The 25,019-nt window shown below is 73.0% G+C and carries 22 protein-coding genes; 11 read left to right on the forward strand and 11 right to left on the reverse strand.

The features are described 5' to 3' along the window. The first annotated feature begins 41 nt into the window (after positions 1 to 41). Complete coding sequence (locus IEZ20_RS05055; RefSeq protein ID WP_189294874.1) at positions 42 to 650, forward strand: hypothetical protein; 609 nt, start codon at positions 42 to 44, stop codon at positions 648 to 650. 1 nt (position 651) lies between these two features. On the opposite strand, the gene IEZ20_RS05060 is transcribed toward IEZ20_RS05055, so the two are convergent. Beyond that, entirely contained in the window at positions 652 to 1,767 is a 1,116-nt protein-coding gene (locus tag IEZ20_RS05060) for an ADP-ribosylglycohydrolase family protein (RefSeq protein WP_189294875.1), read from the reverse strand. 139 nt (positions 1,768 to 1,906) lie between these two features. Between IEZ20_RS05060 and IEZ20_RS05065 the strand changes: the two genes are divergently transcribed. Further along, entirely contained in the window at positions 1,907 to 2,413 is a 507-nt protein-coding gene (locus tag IEZ20_RS05065; RefSeq protein ID WP_189294876.1) for a DUF2165 domain-containing protein, read from the forward strand. 18 nt (positions 2,414 to 2,431) lie between these two features. Here the strand turns inward: IEZ20_RS05065 and IEZ20_RS05070 are convergent, their stop codons facing one another. The 3 genes from IEZ20_RS05070 to IEZ20_RS05080 are packed head-to-tail and all read right to left on the reverse strand — an operon-like array spanning position 2,432 to position 6,532. Then, on the reverse strand, positions 2,432 to 2,995 hold the full coding sequence (locus tag IEZ20_RS05070) for a hypothetical protein (protein ID WP_189294877.1): 564 nt from the start codon (positions 2,993 to 2,995) through the stop codon (positions 2,432 to 2,434). A gap of 60 nt (positions 2,996 to 3,055) precedes the next feature. Beyond that, positions 3,056 to 5,641, reverse strand: coding sequence for a bifunctional FO biosynthesis protein CofGH (locus IEZ20_RS05075; RefSeq protein ID WP_189294878.1), 2,586 nt, complete (start codon positions 5,639 to 5,641; stop codon positions 3,056 to 3,058). A gap of 24 nt (positions 5,642 to 5,665) precedes the next feature. Beyond that, a complete protein-coding gene (locus IEZ20_RS05080; RefSeq protein ID WP_189294879.1) occupies positions 5,666 to 6,532 on the reverse strand; it encodes an LLM class F420-dependent oxidoreductase in 867 nt (288 codons plus the stop codon). A 5-nt stretch (positions 6,533 to 6,537) separates the two neighbouring features. On the opposite strand from IEZ20_RS05080, the gene IEZ20_RS05085 reads away from it, so the two are divergent. From IEZ20_RS05085 to IEZ20_RS05095, 3 genes are read left to right on the forward strand one after another with little or no spacing between them, the layout of a single operon-like run. After that, positions 6,538 to 8,067 carry a CehA/McbA family metallohydrolase gene (locus tag IEZ20_RS05085; protein WP_373303908.1) on the forward strand — a complete coding sequence of 510 codons (1,530 nt, stop codon included), beginning with the start codon at positions 6,538 to 6,540 and terminating at the stop codon, positions 8,065 to 8,067. A 25-nt stretch (positions 8,068 to 8,092) separates the two neighbouring features. Then, positions 8,093 to 8,488, forward strand: a complete 396-nt coding sequence (locus IEZ20_RS05090) for a nitroreductase/quinone reductase family protein (RefSeq protein WP_189294881.1) — start codon at positions 8,093 to 8,095, stop codon at positions 8,486 to 8,488. A gap of 19 nt (positions 8,489 to 8,507) precedes the next feature. Next, positions 8,508 to 9,398 (forward strand): YwqG family protein, encoded by an 891-nt coding sequence (locus IEZ20_RS05095; RefSeq protein WP_189294882.1) that lies wholly within the window; start codon positions 8,508 to 8,510, stop codon positions 9,396 to 9,398. A 48-nt stretch (positions 9,399 to 9,446) separates the two neighbouring features. Here IEZ20_RS05095 and IEZ20_RS05100 read toward each other — a convergent pair whose 3' ends face one another. The 6 genes from IEZ20_RS05100 to IEZ20_RS05125 form a co-directional block, all read right to left on the reverse strand. Continuing rightward, positions 9,447 to 10,910 carry an aldehyde dehydrogenase family protein gene (locus IEZ20_RS05100; protein WP_229895876.1) on the reverse strand — a complete coding sequence of 488 codons (1,464 nt, stop codon included), beginning with the start codon at positions 10,908 to 10,910 and terminating at the stop codon, positions 9,447 to 9,449. Further along, complete coding sequence (locus IEZ20_RS05105) at positions 10,907 to 12,637, reverse strand: N-acyl-D-amino-acid deacylase family protein (RefSeq protein WP_189294883.1); 1,731 nt, start codon at positions 12,635 to 12,637, stop codon at positions 10,907 to 10,909. The genes IEZ20_RS05100 and IEZ20_RS05105 overlap by 4 nt, the downstream gene beginning before the upstream one ends. A gap of 13 nt (positions 12,638 to 12,650) precedes the next feature. Next, on the reverse strand, positions 12,651 to 13,769 hold the full coding sequence (locus IEZ20_RS05110; protein ID WP_189294884.1) for an LLM class flavin-dependent oxidoreductase: 1,119 nt from the start codon (positions 13,767 to 13,769) through the stop codon (positions 12,651 to 12,653). A 97-nt stretch (positions 13,770 to 13,866) separates the two neighbouring features. Continuing rightward, positions 13,867 to 14,637, reverse strand: a complete 771-nt coding sequence (locus IEZ20_RS05115; RefSeq protein WP_189294885.1) for an SDR family NAD(P)-dependent oxidoreductase — start codon at positions 14,635 to 14,637, stop codon at positions 13,867 to 13,869. A 10-nt stretch (positions 14,638 to 14,647) separates the two neighbouring features. Next, on the reverse strand, positions 14,648 to 15,571 hold the full coding sequence (locus IEZ20_RS05120) for a TIGR03619 family F420-dependent LLM class oxidoreductase (protein ID WP_229895877.1): 924 nt from the start codon (positions 15,569 to 15,571) through the stop codon (positions 14,648 to 14,650). Next, the gene (locus tag IEZ20_RS05125; protein WP_189294886.1) at positions 15,568 to 16,794 is read right to left on the reverse strand and encodes an amidohydrolase family protein; all 1,227 of its coding nucleotides are present in this window, start codon (positions 16,792 to 16,794) and stop codon (positions 15,568 to 15,570) included. Before IEZ20_RS05125 ends, IEZ20_RS05120 begins: the two co-directional genes overlap by 4 nt. A gap of 209 nt (positions 16,795 to 17,003) precedes the next feature. On the opposite strand from IEZ20_RS05125, the gene afsR reads away from it, so the two are divergent. The 3 genes from afsR to IEZ20_RS05140 all read left to right on the forward strand — a co-directional run bounded on the left by afsR (position 17,004) and on the right by IEZ20_RS05140 (position 20,816). Next, the gene (afsR, locus tag IEZ20_RS05130) at positions 17,004 to 19,967 is read left to right on the forward strand and encodes an SARP-family global regulator AfsR (protein WP_189294887.1); all 2,964 of its coding nucleotides are present in this window, start codon (positions 17,004 to 17,006) and stop codon (positions 19,965 to 19,967) included. Between the two features lie 210 nt (positions 19,968 to 20,177). Next, positions 20,178 to 20,363 (forward strand): regulatory protein AfsS, encoded by a 186-nt coding sequence (gene afsS, locus IEZ20_RS05135; RefSeq protein WP_189294888.1) that lies wholly within the window; start codon positions 20,178 to 20,180, stop codon positions 20,361 to 20,363. 231 nt (positions 20,364 to 20,594) lie between these two features. Next, on the forward strand, positions 20,595 to 20,816 hold the full coding sequence (locus IEZ20_RS05140; protein WP_308434641.1) for a putative endonuclease domain-containing protein: 222 nt from the start codon (positions 20,595 to 20,597) through the stop codon (positions 20,814 to 20,816). A 173-nt stretch (positions 20,817 to 20,989) separates the two neighbouring features. On the opposite strand, the gene IEZ20_RS05145 is transcribed toward IEZ20_RS05140, so the two are convergent. Next, entirely contained in the window at positions 20,990 to 22,576 is a 1,587-nt protein-coding gene (locus IEZ20_RS05145; protein ID WP_189294889.1) for a FadD3 family acyl-CoA ligase, read from the reverse strand. Between the two features lie 86 nt (positions 22,577 to 22,662). Here IEZ20_RS05145 and IEZ20_RS05150 point away from each other — a divergent pair, with 86 nt between their 5' ends. From IEZ20_RS05150 to IEZ20_RS05160, 3 genes are read left to right on the forward strand one after another with little or no spacing between them, the layout of a single operon-like run. After that, entirely contained in the window at positions 22,663 to 23,829 is a 1,167-nt protein-coding gene (locus IEZ20_RS05150) for a lipid-transfer protein (protein ID WP_189294890.1), read from the forward strand. Between the two features lie 5 nt (positions 23,830 to 23,834). Further along, positions 23,835 to 24,242 (forward strand): Zn-ribbon domain-containing OB-fold protein, encoded by a 408-nt coding sequence (locus IEZ20_RS05155; protein WP_189294891.1) that lies wholly within the window; start codon positions 23,835 to 23,837, stop codon positions 24,240 to 24,242. Beyond that, positions 24,227 to 25,012, forward strand: coding sequence for an enoyl-CoA hydratase/isomerase family protein (locus IEZ20_RS05160; RefSeq protein ID WP_189294892.1), 786 nt, complete (start codon positions 24,227 to 24,229; stop codon positions 25,010 to 25,012). The genes IEZ20_RS05155 and IEZ20_RS05160 overlap by 16 nt, the downstream gene beginning before the upstream one ends. Positions 25,013 to 25,019: the final 7 nt, after the last annotated feature.

Here is a 25,019-nt window from a genome sequence, read left to right on the forward strand (position 1 = left end):
CTGCCGGTTGATCTTCAACCGACGGGAAAACGGGGAAACGAATGAGTCTGGACGGAGTACGGGCGGCCTCCCGGCTGGTGGGCCGCCGCACCACCCTGCGGTATCTCGCCATCGGCGTCGGGGCGTCGCTGCTCGCCGCGTGCACGGGCAACGGAAACGACGACCAGGGCCACGGGAAGGCGAAGGGCGGCGGCAGCGGGAACGGCGGCAGCCCGTCGGGGGCCACGGGAGTGACGGGCAGGGCGTTCGCGGCCTTCGTGCGCGGTTCCTGGAAGGTCACCTCGCAGCCGCCGGGCGCGAGCGCGGAGCCGTTCACGTTCACGATCACCATCGGTGACGGCACATGGGCCATGGACGCCGAAGGCCGGTCGCCGAAGGGCACGTGGGCGCTCCAGGACGGCCGGCTCGCCCTTCGGCTGCCCGAACGGCTGGACCCCGACAGCAGCGACACGGAGGAGGCCGCCGCCGCGAACGTGCCGGCCACCGTGGGGGACTCCGTCTCCCTCATGCTGCCCTGGCAGCCGCCCGGCGGGTCGGGCACCGCGTCCGGGGAGCGGCTGGACGTGGAGTACACCAAGCAGGCCGGTCTGCGCATCCGCCACTTCGACGCGCACGGCAGCATGACCGTCCACCACTGCGTCCGCGTCTGAGTCAGGCCCGCGGGTACCGCGCCAGCCAGCCCGGGGACGACCCCGCGGGGCCGTGCAGGGCCGGGCCCTGGGTCATCTCCATCGCGAAGTCGTCGGCCAGTTCCAGGATCGTGGGGCGGCCCTCCAGCTCGGCCAGCCAGGCCGGCGGGAGGGCCGTCTCGCCGTGCAGGGCGCCGAGGAGGCCGCCGGTCAGGGCGCCCGCGGCGGCGGAGGGGCCGCTCTGGTTCACCGCCAGGCAGAGGCCGTGCCGGACGTCCTCGCCCACCAGGGCGCAGTACACCGACGCGGCCAGCAGCCCGTCCGCCGTGCCGTCGCCGGCCAGTTCCTCCACCCGGGAGGGCGTCGGTATCCCCTGCCGTACCGCGCCGAGGGCGTGCTGGAGGGCGTCCGAGACCGGCTGGTGGCCGGGGCGGACGGCGAGCAGCGCGAGGGCGCTCTGCACGGCGCCGTCCAGGCTGTCGCCCCGGGCCAGCGCGTGCACGATCACGGCGTACGCGCCCGCCGACAGGTAGGCGATGGGGTGGCCGTGGGTCTGGGCCGCGCACTCCACGGCGAGCTGGACGACCAGTTGGGGTTCCCAGCCCACGAGGAGGCCGAAGGGCGCCGAGCGGGCGGCCGCCTCCGGGCCCAGCTCGCCCGGGTTCTTCGGGACCTCCAGCGTGCCCATGGTCTCGTCGCCGAACCCGATGAGCAGCGCGCGGGTCGGGTCCCGGCGGGCGTACAGCCACTCCTCGCGGGCCAGCCAGCCGTCGTCCTTGCGGCGCTCGTCGGGCCCCCAGTCCCGCTGGGTGGCCGCCCAGCGCAGATAGGCCCGGTGGAGATCGGTCGGCGGGTGCCAGGCGCCGGTGTCACGGCGTACCTGGGCGCGTATCAGCCCGTCGACCGTGAACAGGGTCAGCTGGGTGTGGTGGGTGACGGTGCCGCGCCGCCCGTGGCCGAAGGCCAGGTCCAGCAGCCCCTCACCGCCGTACGCGGCCCGGATCTCCTCCAGGGACAGCGGGTCGGCCGGCCCGCCCAGCGCGTCGCCGACCGCGGCCCCGAGCAGCGTGCCGCGCACCCGGCTGCGGAAGTCCTGCTGTTCGGCACGGCCCCAGACGGCACCGGTCATCGCCCCCACCAGACCTCCCCACGGCACCGTCCGCCTGTACGACGCCCAGCACTGTAATCGACCGGGAACGGTCCGTTCAGTGGTGCCCGGCCGGATTCTGGCGCAATGCGTACGGCGGAGGGGGACGGCCACCGGGCAGAATCCAGCCATGACCACCACCCCCACCCGCCACACCGGCCTCCGTCTCGCCGCCGGTGTGCTCACCGGCATACTCGCCCTCTACATCGCCCTCGTCGCCCTCGGGAACATCACCGACTTCGGGACCAACCAGCAGTTCGTACGGCACGTGCTGGCGATGGACACGACGTTCAAGGACGAGGACCTGATGTGGCGGGCCGTCACCAGCACCGCCCTCCAGGACACCGCGTACGTCCTGATCATCGTGTGGGAGACGGTGGCCGCCCTGGTCCTGCTCTGGGGCACGTGGCTGTGGGCGCGGCGGGATCACGACCGTGCCCGGCGGCTTTCCACCTACGGCCTGCTGATGCTGTTGCTGCTCTTCGGCGCCGGGTTCATCGCGATCGGCGGTGAGTGGTTCGCGATGTGGCAGTCGAAGACGTGGAACGGGCTGGACGCGGCGACCCGGATCTTCCTGCTGGCCGGGGTGGCGCTGGTCGTCAACCAGCTGCCCGACGGCCGCCGGGACACCGCGTGACGGCCGCGGGCGCGTGCCCTATTTGACGACCGCGACCCGCGTGCCCTGGTCGCCGAAGGCCCACAGCGCGGCACCGTCCTCCTTGTGGAGGCGGATGCCGCCCAGCTTCTGGCCGTTCGCCGGGGGCGGGGAGGCGCCGTCCAGGGCGTTGGAGAAGGCGATGTTCACGCCGTCCGCCTTGGTGAAGTACATGACGTGCTCGATCTCCACGCCGTCCGAGCCCTTGAGGGACTGGGTGCGCAGGGTCACCGAGTAGCGGCCGGGCTGCGGGCTCACCGTGCCCGGCCACACCGTGAACGTGCGGGTCGCCCTGCCGGTCGCGTCGACCAGCCAGACCCGCTTCTCACCGAGCGAGTACACGATCCGGCGGCCCTCGCCCGAGCCGTCGGGCAGGGCGTCCTCGGCCGGCGCCTTCGGGGTGAGGGTGGCGTGCGGGCTCGCCGACGCCGATGCGCTGGGCCTGGCCACGGCGGCCGTGGGATGCGGCCCGGCGGCGGCCTGCACCGCGAGGGCGACGACGACCGCGGTCGCCCCCGTCGTCAGACCGGTGACCCAGGCCCACGAGGGCAGTCGGGCAGCCACGGGACGCATCTCCTCCGCTACGGGTCCCCCCTTCTCAGCACAGGGGTCGGATCATCGTACTCAGTCCAGGACGGGCAGCAGATCCGGCAGGTGCCCGTCGGACGCCTCGGCCGCCCGCTGCCGCTCCTCGGACACCTCGCCGTACAGCGTGGTGCGCGGCTTCGCGGGGCGGCCGGCCGCCTCCGCCACCGCGACCAGGTCCCGGACCGACTTGTACGAGCCGTAGGAGGAGCCCGCCATGCGGGAGATCGTCTCCTCCATCAGCGTCCCGCCCAGGTCGTTCGCCCCGGAGCGGAGCATCTCCGCCGCCCCCTCGGTGCCCAGTTTCACCCAGCTCGTCTGGATGTTGGGGATCCAGGGGTGGAGCAGGAGCCGGGCCATCGCCGTCACCGCCCGGTTGTCCCGCATCGACGGGCCGGGCCGGGCGATCCCCGCCAGGTACACCGGGGCGTTCGTGTGGATGAACGGCAGCGTCACGAACTCGGTGAAGCCGCCCGTCTCCTGCTGGATCCGGGCCAGCGTGCGCAGGTGGCCGAGCCAGTGCCGGGGCTGGTCCACGTGCCCGTACATCATCGTGGACGAGGAGTGGATGCCCAGCTGGTGCGCGGTGGTGATCACCTCGGTCCAGGTGGCCGTGGGCAGCTTGCCCTTGGTCAGCACCCAGCGCACCTCGTCGTCCAGGATCTCCGCCGCCGTACCGGGGATGGAGTCCAGGCCCGCCTCCTTGGCGGTGGCGAGCCACTCCCGGATCGACATCCCGGTCCGGGTCGCGCCGTTCACCACCTCCATCGGGGAGAAGGCGTGCACGTGCATGCCCGGGACGCGTTCCTTCACCGCCCTCGCGATCTCGAAGTACGCGCTGCCCGGCAGGTCCGGGTGGATTCCGCCCTGCATGCACACCTCGACCGCGCCCACGTCCCACGCCTGCTGGGCGCGGTCGGCCACCTGCTCCAGCGAGAGCGTGTACGCGTCGGCGTCCGTGCGGCGCTGCGCGAAGGCGCAGAACCGGCAGCCGGTGTAGCAGACGTTGGTGAAGTTGATGTTGCGCGTGACGATGTACGTCACGTCGTCGCCGACCACCGACCTGCGCACGTCGTCCGCGATCCGGCACAGCGCGTCCAGCGCCGGGCCGTCCGCGTGCAGCAGGGCGAGGGCCTCGGCGTCGGTCAGCCGGGTCGGGTCGTCGGCCGCCGTGCGCAGCGCCTCGCGCACATCGGCGTCGATGCGCTCCGGGGCCATCCCGGGGGCCGCCGCCTCACGCAGGGCGTCCCAGTCGCCGTACACCTCGTCGAAGTCGCTGCGCCGGTCGCCGGTACGGCCCTCGGTGTCGACGGCCGTGTGCAGGTCCGTGCGGCCGGAGGCGGTGAACACCTCCTCCGGCTCCTGCCAGGGCCGGCCCTCCACGACCGCGTCCTCGCGGGCGAGGCCCGTCTCCGGGTCGGCGAGGGCCGACACGTGCGGGCGCAGCCGCGGGTCCAGCCAGGGCTCGCCGCGGCGGACGAACTCCGGGTACACGCACAGCCGTTCCCGCAGCGTGAAGCCGGCCGCCCGGGACCGCTCGGTGAGTTCCTCGATCTGCGGCCAGGGGCGCTCGGGGTTGACGTGGTCGATGGTCAGCGGGGAGACGCCGCCCCAGTCGTCGATGCCGGCGCCGATCAGCCGCTCGTACTCGCTGTCGACCAGGTTCGGCGGGGCCTGGAGGCAGGCCGAGGGGCCCATGATGTGCCGGGCGACCGCCACCGTGGCGACCAGGTCGTCCAGTTCGGCGTCCGGCATGCCGCGCATCGCCGTGTCCGGCTTGGCGCGGAAGTTCTGGATGATCAGCTCCTGGATGCCGTGGTGGGCCCGGGAGATCTTCCGGAGCGCGAACAGCGACTCGGCGCGCTCCTCGTACGTCTCGCCGATGCCGATGAGCAGGCCGGAGGTGAAGGGCACGGAGGAACGGCCGGCGTCCTCCAGCACCCGCAGCCGTACGGCCGGTTCCTTGTCCGGGGAGCCGTGGTGCGGGCCGCCCGGCTCGGACCAGAGCCGCTCGGCGGTCGTCTCCAGCATCATGCCCATGCTCGGCGCGACGGGCTTCAGGCGCTGGAAGTCCGTCCACGTCATCACGCCCGGGTTGAGGTGGGGCAGGAGGCCCGTCTCCTCCAGGATGCGGATGGAGATGGCGCGGACGTAGGCGATGGTGTCGTCGTAGCCGTGCGCGTCCAGCCACTCGCGCGCCTCCGGCCAGCGGTCCTCCGGCTTGTCGCCGAGGGTGATCAGGGCTTCCTTGCAGCCGAGGGCGGCACCCTTGCGGGCGATGTCCAGCACCTCGTCCGGGGACATGAACATCCCGTGCCCGGCGCGGCGCAGCCTGCCGGGCACGGTGGCGAAGGTGCAGTAGTGGCACTTGTCCCGGCACAGCCGGGTGAGGGGGATGAAGACGCTCTTCGAGTACGTGATGACGCCGGGCCTGCCCGCCGCCTCCAGGCCCGCGTCCCGCACCCGGGCGGCGGAGGCGGCGAGGGCGGTCAGATCCTCACCGCGTGCCTGGAGGAGCACCGCCGCCTCGGCGACGTCGAGGGCGACGCCGTCCCGGGCACGTTTGAGGGCGCGACGCATGGAGTTCTCGGTCGGGCCGGTTCCGGAGGTCGCGGAAGTCGTCATCCCTTGAGCATACGGTCGCGGTGATCACTGCCGAGGAGCACCGCCCGTGAGGAGGGGGCCGTAGGCGTCGAGCGCGCGCAGCACCTCCTCCGCACCGCCGGGCGGCAGCTGCACCACGACCTCCTCGATCCCCAGGTCCGCGTAGTGGGCGAGCTTGCCGGCGGTGGGCTGGACGGCGTACGGGACGACCTGGAGGGCGGCCGGGTCACGGCCCGCGTCCGCCCACACCGAGCGCAGCACGGGCAGCGACTCGGTCAGTCCGCGCCCGCCGATCGGCAGCCAGCCGTCGGCGAACTCGGCGATGTGCGCGAACAGCCGGGGCCCCGCGGCGCCGCCGACGAGGGTGCGGGGGCCGACGACGGGGCCGCGCGGCTTCTGCACGGGCTTGGGGTGCGCGAGGCTGGCCCGGACACCGCCGAACTCCCCCTCGTACGCGGTCGGCTCCTCGCTCCACAGCGCCCGCATCAGCGCCATCCGGTCCCGGACCAGCTCCCGCCGGGTCCGCCAGGTCACACCGTGGTCGGCGGCCTCCTCCACGTTCCAGCCGTAGCCGAGGCCCAGGGTGAACCGGCCGCCGGACAGGTGGTCCAGGGTGGCGATCTGCTTGGCGAGGTCGATGGGGTCGTGCTGGGCGACGAGGGTGATGCCGGTGCCGACCGCCAGCTGCCGGGTCACGGCCGCCGCCTGGCCGAGGGCGACGAAGGGGTCGAGGGTGCGGCCGTACTCGCGGGGGAGGTCGCCGCCGGCCGGGTACGGGGACGTGCGCTCGGTGGGGATGTGGGTGTGTTCCGGCAGGTAGAGGCCGGAGAAGCCGCGTTCTTCGAGTTCGCGGGCGAGGTGGACGGGGGTGATGGTCTCGTCGGTCAGGAAGATCGTGACGGAGATGCGCATGGGGCATCGTACCGACTGGTCGGTCACTCGTCAGGGGTGCGCGCGGGTCTCATGTGGCCGGTCACGTCGTTCCGCGCGCCCCTCAGGAGGCCTACGTTGAGGGTGTGACGACGTTGCGCGGCACCATCCCACCCGGCTCGCCCGACTTCGTGTACCTCCCCTTCGACGTCCCGCCCGGAACCGCCGGGTTGAAGGTCTCCTACACCTACGGCAAACCCCCCGTCCCGCCCGGCACCCCCGGCAACGCCCTGGACATCGGGCTGTTCGACCGGCGCGGCACCGAGCTGGGCGGGCGGGGGTTCCGGGGATGGTCGGGCGGGGCCCGGACCGAGTTCTTCGTGCGGGCGGACGACGCCACGCCCGGGTACCTGCCCGGGCCGCTGCACCCCGGCACCTGGTACATCGCGCTCGGGCCGTACACCGTGGCGCCGCAGGGCCTGCCGTACGAGGTGACCGTCACCCTGGAGGAAGGGACGGCCGGACAGACCCCGGAGCCGGTGTACCCGCCGGACCGGGCCCGGGGGCGGGGCCGGGACTGGTACCGGGGCGACTGCCACCTGCACTCCTGGCACTCCGACGGGCGCCGCGCCCCGGCCGAGATCGCGGCCCTGGCCCGGGCGGCCGGGCTGGACTTCCTCAACAGCTCCGACCACAACACCCACGCCGCGCACGCCCACTGGGCCGACGCGGCCGGTGACGACCTGCTGGTGCTGCTCGGGGAGGAGGTCACCACCCGCAACGGGCACGTCCTGGCGCTCGGCACCGAGCCGGGCACCTTCGTCGACTGGCGCTACCGGGCCCGGGACGGCCGCTGGGCGCGCTTCGCGCGGGACATCCGCCGGGCCGGCGGTCTGGTCGTACCGGCCCATCCGCACGCCGACTGCGTGGGCTGCGGCTGGAGGTTCGGGTTCGCGGAGGCCGACGTCGTGGAGGTGTGGAACGGGGCCTGGACCCCGGACGACGAGATGGCGCTGGCGGCCTGGGACGCGCGGCTGGCGGCGTCGGCGCGGGACGGGCGGGCGTGGCTGCCGGCGATGGGCGACAGCGACGCCCACCGCGATCCGGACGTGGTCGGCCTGCCCCAGACGGTCGTCCTCGCCGACGGACTGACCCGGGAGGCGATCCTGGAGGGGCTGCGGGCGGGACGGTCGTACGTCGCCGAGTCACGGCACGTCTCGCTGGCGTTCTCCGTGACGGCCGACGGGGGTGACCGGCCGGGTGAGCAGGCGGGGATCGGGGGGCGGCTGGCGGTCGGGTACGACACCGCGGTGACCGCCCGGCTGGAGGTGTCCGGGGCGCCGCGCTGCTCGGTCCGGCTCGTCACCGACCAGGGGGTGGTGTTCACCGGGGAACCGCTGCCGGTGTCCGGCACGGGAACCGTGGAGTGGCGGACGACTCCGGCCCGTGCGGCTTACGTACGGGCCGAGGTGCGGCACGAGGCGGCACCGGGGCCCGTGCCGGGGGCGATGGCCGCGTTCACCAACCCGGTGTTCCTGGGGAGGGCCGGCGGCGAAGGGCCCGCGGAGGGGGCATGATGGCCCCGGTACCGAGAGGGGCGCGATGACCGACCGCACCGACCGCAAGCACCGCCTGGTGACCCGCTTCCAGCGGTACGTCGCCAACCCGATCAACCGGCGGCTGCCGTTCCAGACCCTGCTGGAGACCACCGGCCGCACCTCCGGCCTGCCCCGGCGGACCCCGGTCGGCGGGCGCCGGACCGGGAACTCCTTCTGGCTGGTCTCCGAGTTCGGCCTCAGGTCGCAGTACGTGCGCAACATCCAGGCCGACCCCGCGGTCCGGGTCCGCATCGCCGGCCGCTGGCACCACGGCACCGCCCATCTCCTCCCCGACGACGACGCCCGGGCCCGGCTGCGCGCCCTGCCCCGCTTCAACAGCGCGGCGGTACGGGCGTTCGGCACGGATCTGCTGACGGTGCGGGTGGATCTGACGGACTGACGGAGGCGACACTGCGCGGGTGAAGCTCACCACCGCCCCCTCCGTCGTCGAACCCGCGCGTGACTTCCCGGACCTGCTGCCGCACGCCCGCCCCGCCGTCCGGCTGCATCCGCGCCGCGGCACACCCGGCCCGTACGACAGTCACATCGGCGGCCCGGTGCTGTGGCCGGCGGCCGAACCGTGGCCGGAGTGCGCCGACCACAAGGACGTGAACGGCAGGCCGTACACGCTCCCGCTGGTCGCGGTGGCCCAGTTCACCGCGGCCGACTTCCCGGAGATCCGCTTCCCCGACGGCACGGACCTCCTCCAGCTCCTGTGGTGCCCCGACTGGCACGACCAGCCGCACCCCGAGGGCTGGGGCCAGGCCTGCCGGCTCTTCTGGCGCCGGGCCGCCGCAGTCACCGGCCCGCTGACCGAGCAGCCGGATCCGGAGGACCACCCGGCGTACGACGAGGGCATGATCCCGCGCGCCTGCGTCCTGCACCCCGAGCGGGTCACGGACTATCCCGGCGAGGAGGAACTCCCGGACGGACTCGCCGACCGCTTCGAGGCCTGGCTGGCCGGACGCGGCCTGACCGACGACCTCACCACCGTCCCCGGCTACAAGCTCGGCGGCTGCATGGACTGGGGCACGACCGGCCTGCCGGCCGCCCTGGAGTGCGGCGAGTGCCGGGCGCCGCTGGAGCTGTTCCTGCAGTGCGACACCTACGAGTACTACCTCGGCAGCTGGGCCCCCGACGACGCACCGGACCGCTTCCGGCCGCTGGAGGAACGCCATCTGCGGACCGGTGACCAGGCCGGCGACGCGTCCCGCGAGCCGGTCGGCATGACCGTCGGCCGCGGCGGCCACGCGGGCCTGTTCGTGTGCTCCGCGGACCCCCGCCACCCGGCGTCGTTCTTCACCCAGTGAGCGGACCCGGGACGCCGCGGACCGTCCCCGACGGCGCGGGTTCCCCCGTCACCCCGGCCACACGATCGCCTGCACCTCGCTGTAGGCGTGCAGGGCGTACACGCCGACGTCCCGGCCGACCCCGCTGCTCCTGAACCCTCCGAACGGGGCCTCCATGTTGCGGCCGACCGTGTTGACGCCCACGCCCCCGGCCCGCAGCAGCCGGGCCAGGCGGAAGGCGCGGGCCACGTCACCGGACCAGACGTAGTCGACGAGCCCGTAGTCGGAGTCGTTGGCGAGGGCCACCCCCTCCTCCTCGTCGTCGAAGGGGATCACCACCACCACGGGCCCGAAGATCTCCTCGCGCGCCACCCGCATGCCGTTCGTGCAGTCGGCGAGCAGGGTGGGCGCGACGAAGAACCCGCGTTCCAGAGGCGGCCGTTCGCCGCCGGCCACGACCACCGCGCCCTCCTTGCGCCCCAGTTCGACGTACGACTCGACGCGCGCCCGGTGCTCGGCGGAGATCACCGGCCCCACCACCGTGCCGGGCTCCCGCGGGTCCCCCACCCTCAAGCCGCGGGCGTACCGGGCGAGTCGGTCGACCAGCCGCTCGTACACCCCCCGCTGGGCCAGCACCCGGGTCGGTGCGGTGCAGATCTGGCCGCTGTAGAAGGAGAAGGTGGTGCCGATGCCGGCGACGGCCGAGGCGAGGTCGGCGTCGTCCAGGACGAGCGCGGCGCCTTTCCCGCCCAGCTCCATCAGCTGCCGTTTCATGTGCCGGCCGCACACCTCGGCGATGCGCCGTCCGACGGCCGTGGACCCGGTGAAGCTCACCATGTCGACGTCCGCGGAGGCGACCGCGGCCTCGCCCACCGAGACGTCCCGCCCGGAGACGACGTTCACCACGCCCGGCGGCACCCCGGCCGCCTCCAGCGCCTCGGCCATCCGGTAGACGGAGAGGGGGTCCTGCGGGGCGGGTTTCACCACGACCGTGTTGCCCATCGCCAGTGCTGGGGCGATCTTCCCGGCCGGGTTGGCCCACGGGTTGTTGTACGAGGTGACGCAGGTGACGACCCCGACGGGCTGCCGTACCGCCAGCGCCCCCAGCACGCCGGCCCTCCCCATCGGCCCGGCCTCGGTGATCTGCGGGGCGATCGCCCACTCGGCGCTCTCCACGCGCGCGTACCGGCGGAAGCGGGCGGCGGCCACCCCCACCTGCATCGCCCGCGCGGTCGCGGTGGTCGCGCCGGTCTCGGCCCGGGCCAGGTCGGCGTACGGCACCAGCCGGTCCCGGATGATGTCCGCGGCGCGCGCGAGCACCGCGGCCCGTTTCTCCGGCCGGGTCCGCGACCACGCCCCGAACGCCTCCCGGGCCGCCGCGCAGGCCGCCCGCGCCTGCCGCGGCGAGGCCTCCGGCGCCCAGCCGACGGTCTCCTCGGTGGCCGGGTCGGTCACCGGGTAGTACCCGGCGTCCGGCGCCACCCATTCCCCGCCGACGAACAGCGGCTGCCCCGCGCCCCCCGCGTCGCTCACCGCGTGCCCACCGTCCGCGTGTCCCGCCCGGACCGCAGGACCCGGCCCGGTACGGCCCCGGTCACCACGTCGTCGCGGATCGCCTCCACCCCGTTCACCCACACGGCCCGCACCCCGAGCGCCCGGGAGTCCAGCCGGGGGCTGCCCCCCGGCAGGTCGTGCACCAGCCGGGCCCGGCCGGCGTCGATCCGCTCCGGGTCGAAGAGGACGAGGTCCGCGTGCCAGCCCTCCCTGATCCGGCCCCGCTCGCGCAGCCCGAAGAGCCGCGCCGGGTCGTCCGTCAGCATCCGCACCGCCCGCTCCAGACCGACCAGCCTCCGCCCGCGCAGGCAGTCCCCCAGGAACCGGGTGGTGTACGGCGCCCCGCACATCCGGTCCAGGTGGGCGCCCGCGTCCGAGCCGCCGAGCAGGACGTCCTCGTGCTGCCAGGTCTCGGCGCGCAGCGCCCAGGACGCCGGGTCGTTGTCGGTCGGCATGGGCCACAGGACCGTGCGCAGGTCGTCGTGGGCGCAGATCTCCACCAGGCAGCCGAAGGGGTCCTGGCCCCGCTCGGCGGCGATGTCCCGCACCACGCGGCCGGTGAGCCCGCGGTTGGCCTCGCTGTAGGTGTCCCCGACGACGTACCGCCCGAAGTCCGTGAGCCGCCGGAACACCCCGGCCTCCTTGGAGCGGGCCCGCCGCAGCATCTCCTCCCGGACGGCGGGGTCCCGCAGCCGGGCGATCCGCTCGGGCACGGGCAGCCCCAGGATCTCCCCCCAGCCGGGGATGAGGTTGAGGGCGCAGAAGGTCCCCAGGGACATGTTCATCGGGGTGAGGATCGGCATGGTGAGCGCCACGACCCGTCCCCCGGCCTTCCGGGCCCGCTCGCTCGCGCTGAGCTGCCGCGGCACCCGTTCCGGTACGGCGGCGTCGATGGTGAGCACGTTCCAGTTCAGCGGCCGGCCGGCGACGGCGCTCATCTCCACGAGGAGATCGATCTCGTCGTCGCTGAACTGGTCGAGGCAGCCGGCGACGATGGCCTCGATCTGCGTGCCCTCGTGCTCGCCGACGGCCTTCGACAGCGCCAGCAGCTCCGCCGGTGCCGCGTGCCGGGAGGCGACCGGCTGCCCGTCGCCGTCGGAGTGCGTACCGGACTGCGTGGTGGACAGCCCCCAGGCCCCCGCGTCCATGGCCTCGTGCAGCAGCCGCAGCATGGCGTCCAGCTGGTCGCCGCGCGGCCGGCCCCCGACGGCGTCCGGGCCCATGACGTACCGCCGCAGCGCGCAGTGCCCCACCATGAACCCGGCGTTGACGGCGATCCGCCCCTCCAGGGCGTCGAGGTACTCACCGAAGGAGTGCCAGCTCCAGGGCGCCCCCTCCTCCAGGGCGACCAGGGACATCCCCTCCACCTTGGACATCATCCGCCGGGTGTAGTCGGCGTCCCCGGGGCGGGCGGGGTTGAGCGGGGCGAGGGTGAACCCGCAGTTGCCGGCGGCGACGGTGGTCACGCCGTGGTTGAGGGAGGGGGTGGCGTACGGGTCCCAGAAGAGCTGGGCGTCGTAGTGGGTGTGGGGGTCGACGAAGCCGGGGGTGAGGACGAGGCCGTGCGCGTCCTCGCTGCGGCGGGCCGCCTCGGTGACGGTGCCGACGGCGGCGATCCGGCCGTCCCGGATGCCGACGTCGGCGGTGACGGCGGGCCGACCGGTGCCGTCCACGACGGTGGCGCCCCTGATCAGGTGGTCCAGCATGCCCGGGCCCCCCTCACACAGCCTGGCGGAACCGCGTGGTCCGGTGCACCGGATCCGTGTCGATCTTCGGGATCACGTGCTCCCCGATGAGCCGGATCGTCTGCAGCGTCTCCTCCTTCGGCACCCCCACCGGCAGCCCGAAGCTCAGCTGGTCCGCCCCCGCCTGCTCCCAGCGCTTGCACTGGCGCAGCACCTCGTCCGGGTCGCCGCAGATCAGCAGCTCCTCCTCGATCAGCAGCTCCACGAACTCCGGGGTGTACGGGGGCAGCGTCTCCGGCCACACCGGGAACCCCTCCGGCCGCGGGAAGGTGTCGTGGTAGCGGAAGACCAGCGAGGGCAGGTAGTGCAGCCCGCCGTTCACCGCGATCTCGACGGCCTCGGCGTGGGTGGGCGCGCAGATCGCGGTGGTCGTGACCATCACGTTGTCGTTGACGAAGTCCCCGACCGGCTCGGCGTCGACGACCGCCGTCTTGTACTGCTCCAGCACCCACTCCATGTCGGAGACCTTCTGGATGCTGAAGCCGAGCACCCCGAGCCCCTTCCTCGCGGCCATGGCGTACGACGGCGGGGACCCGGCCGCGTACCACATCGCCGGGTGGGACTTCCCGTACGGCTTCGGCAGGACCTTCCGGGGCGGCAGCTGCCAGTGCTTGCCCTGGAAGCCGGCGTACTCGTCCTGGAGCCACATCTTCGGGAACTCGGCGATGGTCTCCTCCCAGATCTCCTTGGTGTGGTTCATGTCGGTCACACCCGGTATGAACCCGAGGATCTCGTGGCTGCCCGCCCCCCGGCCGCTGCCGAACTCGAAGCGGCCCTCGCTGAGGTGGTCGAGCATGGCGACCTTCTCGGCCACCTTCACCGGGTGGTTGACCTGGGCCAGCGGGTTGAAGATCCCGGAGCCCAGGTGGATCCGCTCGGTCGCGTGGGCGAGGTAGCCGAGGAAGACGTCGTTGGCGGACAGGTGCGAGTACTCCTCCAGGAAGTGGTGCTCGGAGGCCCAGGCGTACTTGAAGCCGGACCTGTCCGCCTGGATGACGTACTCGGTCTCCTCCATCAGCGCCTTGTGCTCGGCCAGCGGGTCGGTCTCGGCACGCTTGCCGACGTATCCCTGTACGAAGAGCCCGAATTCCACGGCGGTTCACCGTCCCCGGTCCCGAAGTTTCTGACGACCCGTCAGTTTTCGACGACTCTCGCACCAGCCGCACGGAGGGTCAAGAGCTGACACCCCATCAGATGACGCTGATCCCGGCCAGCCACCCGCCGTCGATGACGAACGGCTGCCCGGTGATGTACGACGAGTCGTCGCACGTCAGGAACAGCGCCAGCCGCGCCACCTCCTCCGGCCTCCCGATCCGCCCCAGCGGCACCAGCCCCCGGTACAGCTCGTCCAGAGCGCGGCTCGTCTCCTCCGGGTCGGCGTCCGGGTCCAGCCGGGCCGGGTTCGACATCGCGGTGTCGACGGCGCCCGGGCAGACGGCGTTGACCCGGATCCGCCGGCCCGCGAGCTCCAGTGCGGCCACCCGGGTCAGCCCCAGCACCGCGTGCTTGGTGGCCGCGTACGTACCCACGGCCGCCATGCCGGTCAGCGCGGTGTAGGAGGCGGTGTTGACGATCGTGCCCCCGTCGGCCATCTCCGGGGCCACCGCCTTCATCCCCAGGAAGCAGCCGACCTGGTTCACCTGCACCACCTGCATGAACTCGTCCAGCGGGGTGTCCACGAGCGCGTTGAACCGCAGGATGCCCGCGTTGTTGACCAGCCCGTCGATGCGCCCGTACGCCCGCTTGACGGCGGCCACGGCCTCGCCCCAGCCGTCCTCGGACCCCACGTCGAGGTGGACGTACAGCGCCCCGATCTCCTCGGCGAGCGCCTTGCCCTGGTCGTCCAGCACGTCCGCCACGGCCACCCGCGCGCCCTCCGCCCGGAACAGCCGCGCCTCCTGCTCGCCCTGTCCGCGCGCCGCGCCGGTGACGATCACGACGCGTCCGTCCAGCTTGCCCATGCCGTACTCCTCAGAGGTCAGGGGCCACTTCGGCTCCGAAGGCCGCCATCTGGTCGGTGAGTTCGGTACGGCCGCGGCTGCGGAACCGCACCTGGATCTGGTCCACACCCATCGCGCGGTACGCGCGCAGGGACTCGGCGAGCACCCGCGGGGGCCCGCTGACCGTGCGCCGCCCGACGTCCCAGCCGGGCCGGCCGACGTACAGGGGCTCGGTGATCGCGCCGATGGTGCAGGGCGCCTCGACGCCCGCCTCCTCCCGCAGCGCCCTCAGCCGGGCGACGACGGCCGGCAGCCGCTCCCGCGGGTCCCCCTGCGGCAGCCAGCCGTCGCCCTTCAGCGCGGCCCGGCGGACGGCGGCGGGCGAGGAGCCGCCGACCCAGAGGGGGACGTACGGCTGGGCGGGGCGCGGTCGTTGCCCCAGTCCCGCGAAGTCGTAGCGCTTCCCGTGGTGTTCGGGGAACTCGTCGGGCCCGAGGGCGGCCCGCAGGGCGTCGATGCACTCGTCCAGCACGGCCCCGCGCCGCTCGAAGTCGGCGCCGAGCGCCTCGAACTCCTCCCGCACGTGCCCGGCCCCCACCCCCAGGACGAGCCGCCCGCCGGAGAGGTGGTCGAGGGTGGCGTACTGCTTGGCGGTGAGCAGCGGATGCCGCAGCCCCACCACCGCCACATGACTGAGCAGCCGTACCCGCGCGGTGACGGCGGCGAGGTGGGCGAGAGTGGCCACGGGGTCGTACCAGACGGTGCTCATGGCCGGGGCGAGGCGGCGCGGTATGCCCACGTGGTCGCAGCAGGCGACGTACGCGAACCCCGCCGCGTCGGCCGCGCGCGCCACGGCGACCAGGTCCTTTGGCCCGGCCTCGGTCTCCCAGGGCTCGGTGTAGAGGGTGCTCTGCGACTGGACGGGCAGCTGGATGCCGTACGCGAGGGCGCTCACGCCCGCCACAGCCCCTCCGGGGTGAGCCCGAGCAGCTCGATGGCGTTGCCCCTGACGATCCGGGTCACGGTCTCCGGGTCCAGGTGCCCCATCTGGGCCTCGCCGACCTCGCGGGACGTGGGCCAGGTGGAGTCGGAGTGCGGGTAGTCGGTCTCGTACAGGACGTTGCCGACGCCGATGGCGTCGAGGTTCCTGAGCCCGAAGGCGTCGTCGAAGAAGCAGCCGTAGACGTGCTCGGCGAACAGCTCGGACGGCGGCCGGGTGACCTTGCCGGCGACCCCGCCCCACCCCCGGTTCTCCTCCCACACCACGTCGGCGCGTTCGAGGATGTACGGAATCCAGCCGATCTGCCCCTCGGCGTACATGACCTTCAGGTTCGGGAAACGCTCGAACTTGCCGCTCATCAGCCAGTCGACCATCGAGAAGCAGCAGTTGGCGAAGGTGATCGTGGAGCCGACGGCGGGCGGGGCGTCGGCGGAGGTGGAGGGCATCCGGCTGGACGACCCGATGTGCATGGCGATGACGGTGCCGGTCTCGTCGCAGGCGGCGAGGAACGGATCCCAGTCGTCGGTGTGGACGGACGGCAGACCGAGATGCGGCGGGATCTCGGAGAAGGCGACGGCCCGGACGCCGCGTTCGGCGTTACGCCGCACCTCCCGGGCGGCCAGGCGGGCGTCCCAGAGGGGTATGAGGGTCAGCGGTACGAGCCTCCCCCGCGCCTGGTCCCCGCACCACTCCTCCACCATCCAGTCGTTGTAGGCGCGGACGCAGAGCAGGGCGAGTTCCTTGTCGGCGGCCTCGGTGAACGTCTGCCCGCAGAAGCGGGGGAAGGTCGGGAAGCACAGCGCCGACTGCACGTGGTTGACGTCCATGTCGGCGAGGCGGGCGGGCACGTCGTAGGACCCGGCCCGCATCTGCTCGTACGTGATGACTTCCAGCCGGACCTCGTCCCGGGCACAGCCCACGGCGGTGTCGAGACGCGTGAGCGGCCGGCGCAGGTCCTCGTACACCCACCAGTCGCCGACGGGCCCCTCGTCGGAGCCCGGGGTGCCCATGACGGGCTTGAAGCGGCCGCCCAGGAAGGTCATCTCCTTGAGCGGCGCCCGCACGATCCGGGGCCCGGCGTCCCGGTACTTCCCCGGCAGCCGGTCCTGCCAGACCCCGGCGGGCTCAACGGTGTGGTCGTCGACGGAGATGATCAGCGGGAACTGTGTGGTCTCCATACGCCTCACGGTAGCGCCGATCTGACGACCCGTCAGCTCCACTGTTCCGGCGACCGGCATGCGAAGAGGATGTGAGGACCTTGTGGATCGGCGTGCGAACCCCGCCGATCGGCCATGATCAGCTGTGATCGGCGTCTCCCCCGGCTGACGCAACCGCCTCGAACAAGGCAAACTGACGGGGTTGTTCGTGATGCCGAGGGGGCGAACGCATGGACGGTGGGCCGCGAGTACCCGAGCAGCGGCGTGCCGGATCCGCGCCCGTCGCGGACGCCGGCCCGCTGCGCTTCGGCGTGCTCGGTCCGGTGCGGGCCTGGCGCGGCGAGGAGGCCCTCCAGACGGGCTCCCCCCAGCAGCGCGCCCTGCTGGCCGCACTGCTGCTGCGCGAGGGCCGTACGGCCACGGCGTCGGAACTGATCGACGCGCTGTGGGGGTCCGAGCCGCCCTCCCAGGCCCTGGCCGCGGTCCGCACCTACGCCTCCCGGCTGCGGAAGGCGCTGAACCCCGGGATCCTGGTCAGCGAGTCCGGCGGCTACGCCGTCCGCGGCCTGGGCGAGGGCGCCCTGGACCTGACGGTCGCGCAGGACCTGGCGGCGGAGGCGGAGAAGGCGCGGGGTGCGGGCGACCTGGGCCGGGCCCGCACGCTCCTGAACCAGGCCCTCGACCTGTGGGACGGCGAACCCCTGGCCGGAGTCCCCGGCCCGTACGCCGAGGCCCAGCGGGCCCGCCTGGAGGAGTGGCGCCTGGTCCTCCTCGAATCCCGCCTCGACCTCGACCTCGAACAGGGCTGCCACGCCGAGGCGGTCTCGGAACTGACGGCCCTGACGGCGGCCCACCCGCTCCGGGAGCGCCTGCGCGAACTCCTCATGCTGGCGCTGTACCGCAGCGGCCGCCAGGCGGAGGCCCTCGCGGTGTACGCCGACACCCGCCGCCTCCTGTCGGAGGAACTGGGCGTCGACCCCCGGCCCGGCCTCAGCGAACTCCAGCAGCGCATCCTCCAGGCGGACCCGACCCTGGCGGAACCGTCGGCCCCCATGACGGAGCCGGCGGCGACCCCGGTCCGCCCGGCCCAGCTCCCGGCGACGGTCCCCGACTTCACCGGCCGCTCCTCCTTCGTCTCGGACCTGACGGCGGTCCTGTCCTCGGCGTCCGAGGCGGAGGGCCGGGTCATGGCGGTCTCGGCCCTGGCCGGCATAGGCGGCGTGGGCAAGACCACCCTCGCCGTCCACGTGGCCCACCGGGCCCGCTCGGCGTTCCCGGACGGCCAGCTGTACGTCGACCTCCAGGGTGCGGGGCCGAGACCGGCGGAGCCGGAGACGGTCCTCGGCTCCTTCCTGCGGGCCCTCGGCACGGCGGACGCGTCCATCCCCGACGGCCTGGAGGAACGGGCGGCGCTGTACCGCTCGGTCCTGGACGGCCGCAGGGTCCTGGTCCTGCTGGACAACGCGAAGGACGCGGCACAGGTGCGGCCGCTGCTGCCGGGCACGGAGGGCTGCGCGGCGCTGGTCACCTCCCGCGTCCGCATGCTCGACCTCGCCGGCGCCCACCTGGTCGACCTGGACGTCATGTCCCCCGACGAGGCGCTGGCCCTCTTCACGAAGATCGTGGGCGAGGAGCGGGTGGCCTCGGAACGGGAGGCCGCGCTCGACGTGGTCGCCGCGTGCGGCTTCCTCCCCCTGGCGATCCGCATCGCGGCGTCCCGCCTGGCGGCCCGCCGTACCTGGACGGTCTCGGTCCTGGCGGCGAAGCTGGCGGACGAACGCCGCCGCCTGGACGAGCTGCAGGCCGGCGACCTGGCGGTCAAGGCGACCTTCGAGCTGGGCTACGGCCAGCTGGAACCGGCCCAGGCCCGCGCCTTCCGCCTCCTCGGCCTCGCCGACGGCCCGGACATCTCCCTCGCCGCCGCGGCCGCGGTCCTGGACCTCCCCGCGGAGGAGACCGAGGACCTGCTGGAGTCCCTGGTGGACACGTCCCTGCTGGAGTCCGCGGCACCTGGGCGGTACCGGTTCCACGACCTGGTGCGGCTGTACGCCCGCGCCTGCGCGGAACGGGACGAGTGGCCGCCGAGCGAGCGGGAGGCGGCCATGTCTCGGTTGCTGGACTTCTATTTGGCCACGACCGCGGGTGTGTACGCGATCGAGCGGCCGGGCGACCGGTTGGTGGACGACCTGGAATCGACGGAGTACGCGGGACTGCGGTTCACGGAAGCCACGGCGGCACTCGATTGGCTCTACACGGAGGCCGCGCCGCTACTGGCGTGCGTGCGGCAATCGGCTGGAACCGAACGGCTGCGGCGGGGCGTCGACCTGCTGTGGGCGGCCAAGGACCTGACCGAGTCAGGGGCGAACTCCCACCAATACGAGGCGACGACCCGGGCGATGTGCGAGGCGACCCGGGCGGTAGGGGATTCCCGGGCCGAGGGCAGGGCGCGGACCATTTTGACAGACGTCCTGCTGGTATCCGGGCGCATTCAGCAAGCGGAAGCGGAAGCCCGGACAGCAATGCGTCTGGCAGAGGGAGTGAGCGACTCGACCGCAGCCAGCTGGGTGGCCAACAACCGAGGACTGATCTGCCTTCACCAGCGGCGGTACGCAGACGGTCGGGCCTACTTCGATCAGGCCATCGACGGTTTCAGGGCTGCGGGGAACCGCCCGGGCGAAGCCTCCGCCCTGTCCAATCTCTCGCGGGCGCAACTAGGTGACGGCAACACCGCCGAGGCGGTCGACATCGCCATGCGCGGGCTGGCTGTCTACCTCAGTCTGGGTCGGACCATGCGTCTGGCGAACGGGCATTTCGCGGTGGGCGTCGCGCTGTCTCAGGCCGGTCGGCACAGTGAGGCGCTTTCGCAGTTCTCCGAAGCGCGAGCCATCTTCAGTGGGCACCGTCAGCGCTTGTGGGAGGGGACGACGAACTTCCGCATCGCTGAGGTCCTCATGGCCACGGATCGTGTCACGCAGGCAGCCCAGCATGCCGAACAGGCGCTGGCACTGGGGTGCATCGGCGGGGACCGCATGCGGGGGAACGTCCTGACGCTCCTGGGTCAAGCCCTGTCTGCGCTGGGCCAGGTCGACCGCGCGAAGGCCTGCTGGCGGGAAGCACTCAGCCTGTACGAGCAGAACAGCGCAGCGGAGGCCGAGGACGTCCGCGCCTTGCTGGCCGCGGGCACTGCGGTGTGAAGCTGTCTCCTGCGGCACGAGCCTGAGGCACGTTCAGCATTCGTTTATCCGTGCGCGGCACTCTCGTACCAGTCAGACCATCGCGTCGGGGGGCAGATGGTCCGCTGGAGCCCTCACCGGTTAGTGTGCGGCTCCGAACGCCCGTCCGGCGGCCCTCGGGGGAGCTACCGGACGGGCGTTCCTGGCCCTCACCACAGTGAAGGAAGCATGATGAGCGACACGAAGAAGACCGCGGACGCCAAGCCTCTGGACAACCACATGCCCAGCGAGCCGGCCACCGACGAGACCGTCACCACGCTTGACAACCACATGCCGATCGGGCCGGCGAAGGATGTCATCACGACGATGGACAACCACATGCCTGCCCCGCCCGCCCTGGACCTGGACGGCAAGTAAGTCCCGAGGACCTTCATCCCGACGGGGATCGGCCGCGGCGGCGCGGAGGGGGAGCCGCCGCGGCCGAGGCATGTCCGGCCCGTGGCGTTTACGCAGGTCACCTGCATCCGGACGGGAACCGATCTGCCCATCCCCCGCGGCGGCTCGGGGGTGGGGAGTTATCCACAGGGGTGGAGGCGGAGGGGGGAGGTCGGGAGAGTGGGGGTGTGGATCGAGGTGGATTGCGGGGGCTTGCCGAGGGGGGCGGCCGGCCTGGCCGTCGAGATCGAGGGGTACGCCTACCACGGCACCCGCGACGCCCACCGCCGGGACGTCGACCGCTTCAACCAGCTCCTCCGCTGCCCCGAGATCCGCAGCCTCCTCCGCTTCAGCGCCGAGGACGTCTTCCACCGGCCTGGTCACATGCTCGCGGAGATCAAGGCGGCCCTGGCTCCTCTACCCACCACCAGGTGACCGCGCCCCCCGCTTCTCCTCCCTCCCGGCCCCTCCGGGAGTTATTGGCATGTCTGTTCCAGGGGGCGCGGTATAAAGGGGCTGGTCAGGGGGTCGGGGCGGGCGGCGGCGGTGGAACGCATCTGCCAGTCACCGTCATCGTGTGAGGTGAGGGGCACCTGGCCGCGGACGCGTCAGCCCCTCGCCCTCAGCTCTCCCTTCAGTACCTTTCCGCTCGCGTTCCTCGGCAGACCGGGTACGAACTCCACCGACCTCGGCACCTTGTAGTTCGCCATCTCGCGGCGGGACCAGGCGATCAGGTCGTGGGAGGTCAGTGAGGAGCCGGGGCGGCGGACGACGTAGGCCTTCGCGACCTCGCCCAGGCGGGGGTCGGGGACGCCGACGACCGCCGCGTCCGTCACGTCGGGGTGGGTGACCAGCAGCCGTTCTATCTCCGCCGGGTACGCGTTGAAGCCGCCGACGATGAACATGTCCTTCAGGCGGTCCGTGATGCGCAGATTGCCGGCCGCGTCCAGGACGCCCACGTCGCCCGTGCGCAGCCAGCCGTCCTCCGTCATCGTCTCCGACGTGGCCGCCGGGTCGCCGTAGTAGCCCTGCATGACGTTGAAGCCCCGGACCAGTACCTCCCCGGGGGTGCCGGGCGGGGCGGTCACCCTCACCTCCGTGCCGGGGATCGGGCGGCCGGAGGTGGAGGCGATCACCGTGGCCGGATCGTCGCGGCGGCACATCGTGACGATGCCGCTCGCCTCCGAGAGGCCGTAGGCCGTGAGGACCGTGTCCACCGAGAGTTCGTCACGCAGGCGTTCCACCAGGGTGAGGGGGACCACGGCCGCGCCCGTCACCACCAGGCGGAGCGTCGAGAGGTCGTAGGAACCGCGGGACGGGTGGTCCAGCAGCGACTGGTGCAGGGTCGGGGGGCCCGGGAGGACCGAGATCCGTTCCGCCGCGATGTTCGCCAGGGCCGTGTCCACGGTGAACACCGGCTGCGGGATCATCGTCGCCCCCCGCATGAGGCAGGCGAGCACCCCGGCCTTGTAGCCGAAGGTGTGGAAGAACGGGTTGATGATCAGGTAGCGGTCGGACCGGCGGAGGCCGGCCAGGTCCGCCCAGGTCTCGTACGCCCTGAGGGTCTGACCGTGTGTGATCACCGCTCCCTTGGGGCGGCCCGTCGTACCGGAGGTGAAGGTGATGTCCGAGGGGGTCGTGGCGGTCAGTTCCGCGGAGCGGAGGGCCACTTCGCGGGCCGGCAGGCCGTCGCCCCTGGCCAGGAACTCCTTCCACGTCTCGAACTCCGCCGGTGCGTCGTCCGACAGGACCACCACCCGTTCCAGGGCCGGCAGCGCCGGCAGCGGGCGTCCCGCGGCGGGCCCCGCTCCCGCGGCCCGCCGCAGCGACGCCACGTACGACGTCCCCAGGAACGTCCCCGTCACGAACAGCAGCCTCGCCCCGCTGCGGCGCAGTACGTCCGCCGCCTCCGCCCCCTTGAACCGGGTGTTCAGCGGGACCAGGACCGCGCCCGCCGAGACCGCGCCCAGGGCCGCGACGATCCAGTCCAGGGAGTTGGGCGCCCAGACGGCCACCCGGTCGCCCGTCTCCAGGCCGCCCGCCAGGCAGGCCGCCGCCGCTCGCTCGACCCGGGCGCCCAGGCCGGCGTACGTGATTCTCGTGCGGCCGTCCACCACGGCCTCCCCGTCCGCGTACCGCTCGGCCGCCCACCGCACCAGTTCCGGAACTGTTTCCCAAGGCGGCGAAGGCTTCATGGTCCGGCTCCCCTGCGAGCGAGCGGTAGCTGACTCCCCGTCAGATTAGCTGTAATCTGACGAGCTGTCAGGAGAGGGGGAGTCCCATGAGCCTCACGGCAGGGTCAGCAGGGATCAAGGACGCCGTCGCCATCGTCGGGATCGGGCAGACCGCGTTCGCCAGGAACCTCGCCGAGGACGAGAGGACGCTCGCCTGCCGGGCCGTGCTCGCCGCGCTCGACGACGCGGGGATCGCGCCCGGTGAGGTGGACGCGCTCGCCTCCTACACGATGGAGGAGACCGATGAGGTGGAGCTGGCGAAGGCCGTCGGGTTCGGGGATCTGACCTTCTTCAGCAAGGTGGGGTACGGCGGGGGCGGGTCCTGCGCGACCGTCGCGCACCTCGCCGGTGCCATCGCGTCCGGGCAGGCCACGGTGGGGGTCGCGTGGCGGTCGCGGAAGAGGGGGAGCGGGCCCCGGCCGTGGACGAACACCGCCGTGCAGCTGCCGACCCCGGCCCAGTGGACCCGGCCCTTCGGTCTCCTCCGCCCCGTCGACGAGATCGCCATGCTGGCCCGGCGGTACATGCACGAGTACGGCGTCAGCCGTGATCACCTGTTCAACGTCGCGCTGGCCTGCCGGAACCGGGCCAACCAGAACCCCGCCGCCGTCATGTACGAACGGCCGCTCACCCGGGAGATGTACATGACCTCCCGGTGGATCAGCGAGCCGCTCTGCCTCTACGACAACTGCCTGGAGACGGACGGCGCCCTGGCCTGTGTGGTCGTCGGCAAGGAGCGTGCCCGGGACTGCGCCCGCACCCCCGTGTACGTGCACGCCGCCGCGCAGGGACTGCCCGCCCAGCACCACGGCATGGTCAACTACTGGAACGACGACCCGCTCACCGGCCCCGCCTGGACCGCCGCCCGGCACCTGTGGAAGCACGCCGACTTCACGCCGCAGGACGTCGACGTCGCGCAGATCTACGACGCCTTCAGCGCCCTCGTACCGCTCTCGCTGGAGGGGTACGGCTTCTGTGCGCGCGGCGAGGGGGGTGCGTTCACCGAGCAGGGAGCCCTGGAGATCGGCGGGCGGCTGCCCCTCAACACCGGCGGCGGCGGGCTCAGCGAGGCCTACGTGCACGGCTTCAACCTCATCAACGAGGGCGTCAAGCAGCTGCGCGGGACCAGTACCGCGCAGGTTCCGGGTGCCGCGACCTGCCTGGTCACGGCCGGTGAAGGCGTCCCCACCTCCGCTCTCCTCCTCAGGAGCTGACCGCCATGCTGACTCCCGTCACCGACACCGACGGCGCCCCCTTCTGGCAGTACGCGGCCCGTGGCGAGCTGCGCGTCCAGGCGTGCGGCGACTGCGGTGAACTCCGCTTCCCGCCCCGGCCCTGCTGCCCGCACTGCCGGTCCTTCGCCGCCGAGTGGCGGGCGGTGTCGGGGCGGGGGCGGGTGTGGTCGTACGTCGTGCCGCACCCGCCGCTGCTGCCCGGCTACGCGGAACAGGCGCCGTACAACGTGGTCGTCGTGGAGCTGGAGGAGGCGCCGCGGATACGGCTCGTCGGGAATGTGGTCGCCTCCGCCGGGGCGCCGCTGGACTCCGTCGATCCGGCGCGGTTGCGGATCGGGGCCCGGGTGCGGGTGGTCTTCTCCGGTGGGCTGCCGCAGTGGGTGCCGGCGTGAACACCGTCCGGGTCGACGTCGACCGGGGTGCGGGGGTCGCCGTCGTCACACTGGACCGGCCCGCGCGGCTCAACGCCATCGACCTCGCCATGGCCGGTGAACTGGGCGAGGTGTGGCGGGGGTTGCGGTTCGACGACTCCGTGCGGGCCGTCGTGCTCGCCGGGAGCGGGGAGCGGGCGTTCTGCACGGGGATCGATCGGGACGCCGTCGTTCCGCAGCCCGGCTCGCCGTACATGCAGGACGATCCGCTGCTGGGGGTCGGGCCCAAGGCGAACGGGCTGTGGAAGCCGGTCGTCGCCGCCGTGGAGGGGATGGCCTGCGGGGGTGCCTTCTATCTGCTGGGGGAGTGCGAGTTCGTCGTCGCCGGGGCCGGTGCCACCTTCTTCGACCCGCACACCACCTACGGCATGGTCAGCGCCTACGAGTCGATGCTGATGGCGCAGCGCATGCCGTACGGGGAGGTCGCGCGGACGGCGCTCATGGGGAGCGCCGAGCGGCTGTCGGCCCGGCGGGCGTACGACGTCGGCCTCGTCTCCGAACTCACCAGGGAGGGAGAGGCGTTGGCCGCCGCCGCCGATCGTGCCGCCGTCATCGCCGGGTATCCGGCCGAGGCCGTGCAGGGGACCGTGCGGGCGTTGTGGGCGGCCCGGGAGGCCTCTCTCGCGCCGGCGTTCGCGCAGGCCCCGCACCTGATCGCGCTGGGGAACCTGCCGGGCGCACGGCAGGCGGAGCTGTTCGCCGCCCGCCGCGCGGAGTTCCGGACGCGATGAGGCGCTC

It is taken from the genome of Streptomyces cinerochromogenes (assembly GCF_014648635.1).
GTDB classification, from domain to species: Bacteria; Actinomycetota; Actinomycetes; order Streptomycetales; family Streptomycetaceae; genus Streptomyces; species Streptomyces cinerochromogenes.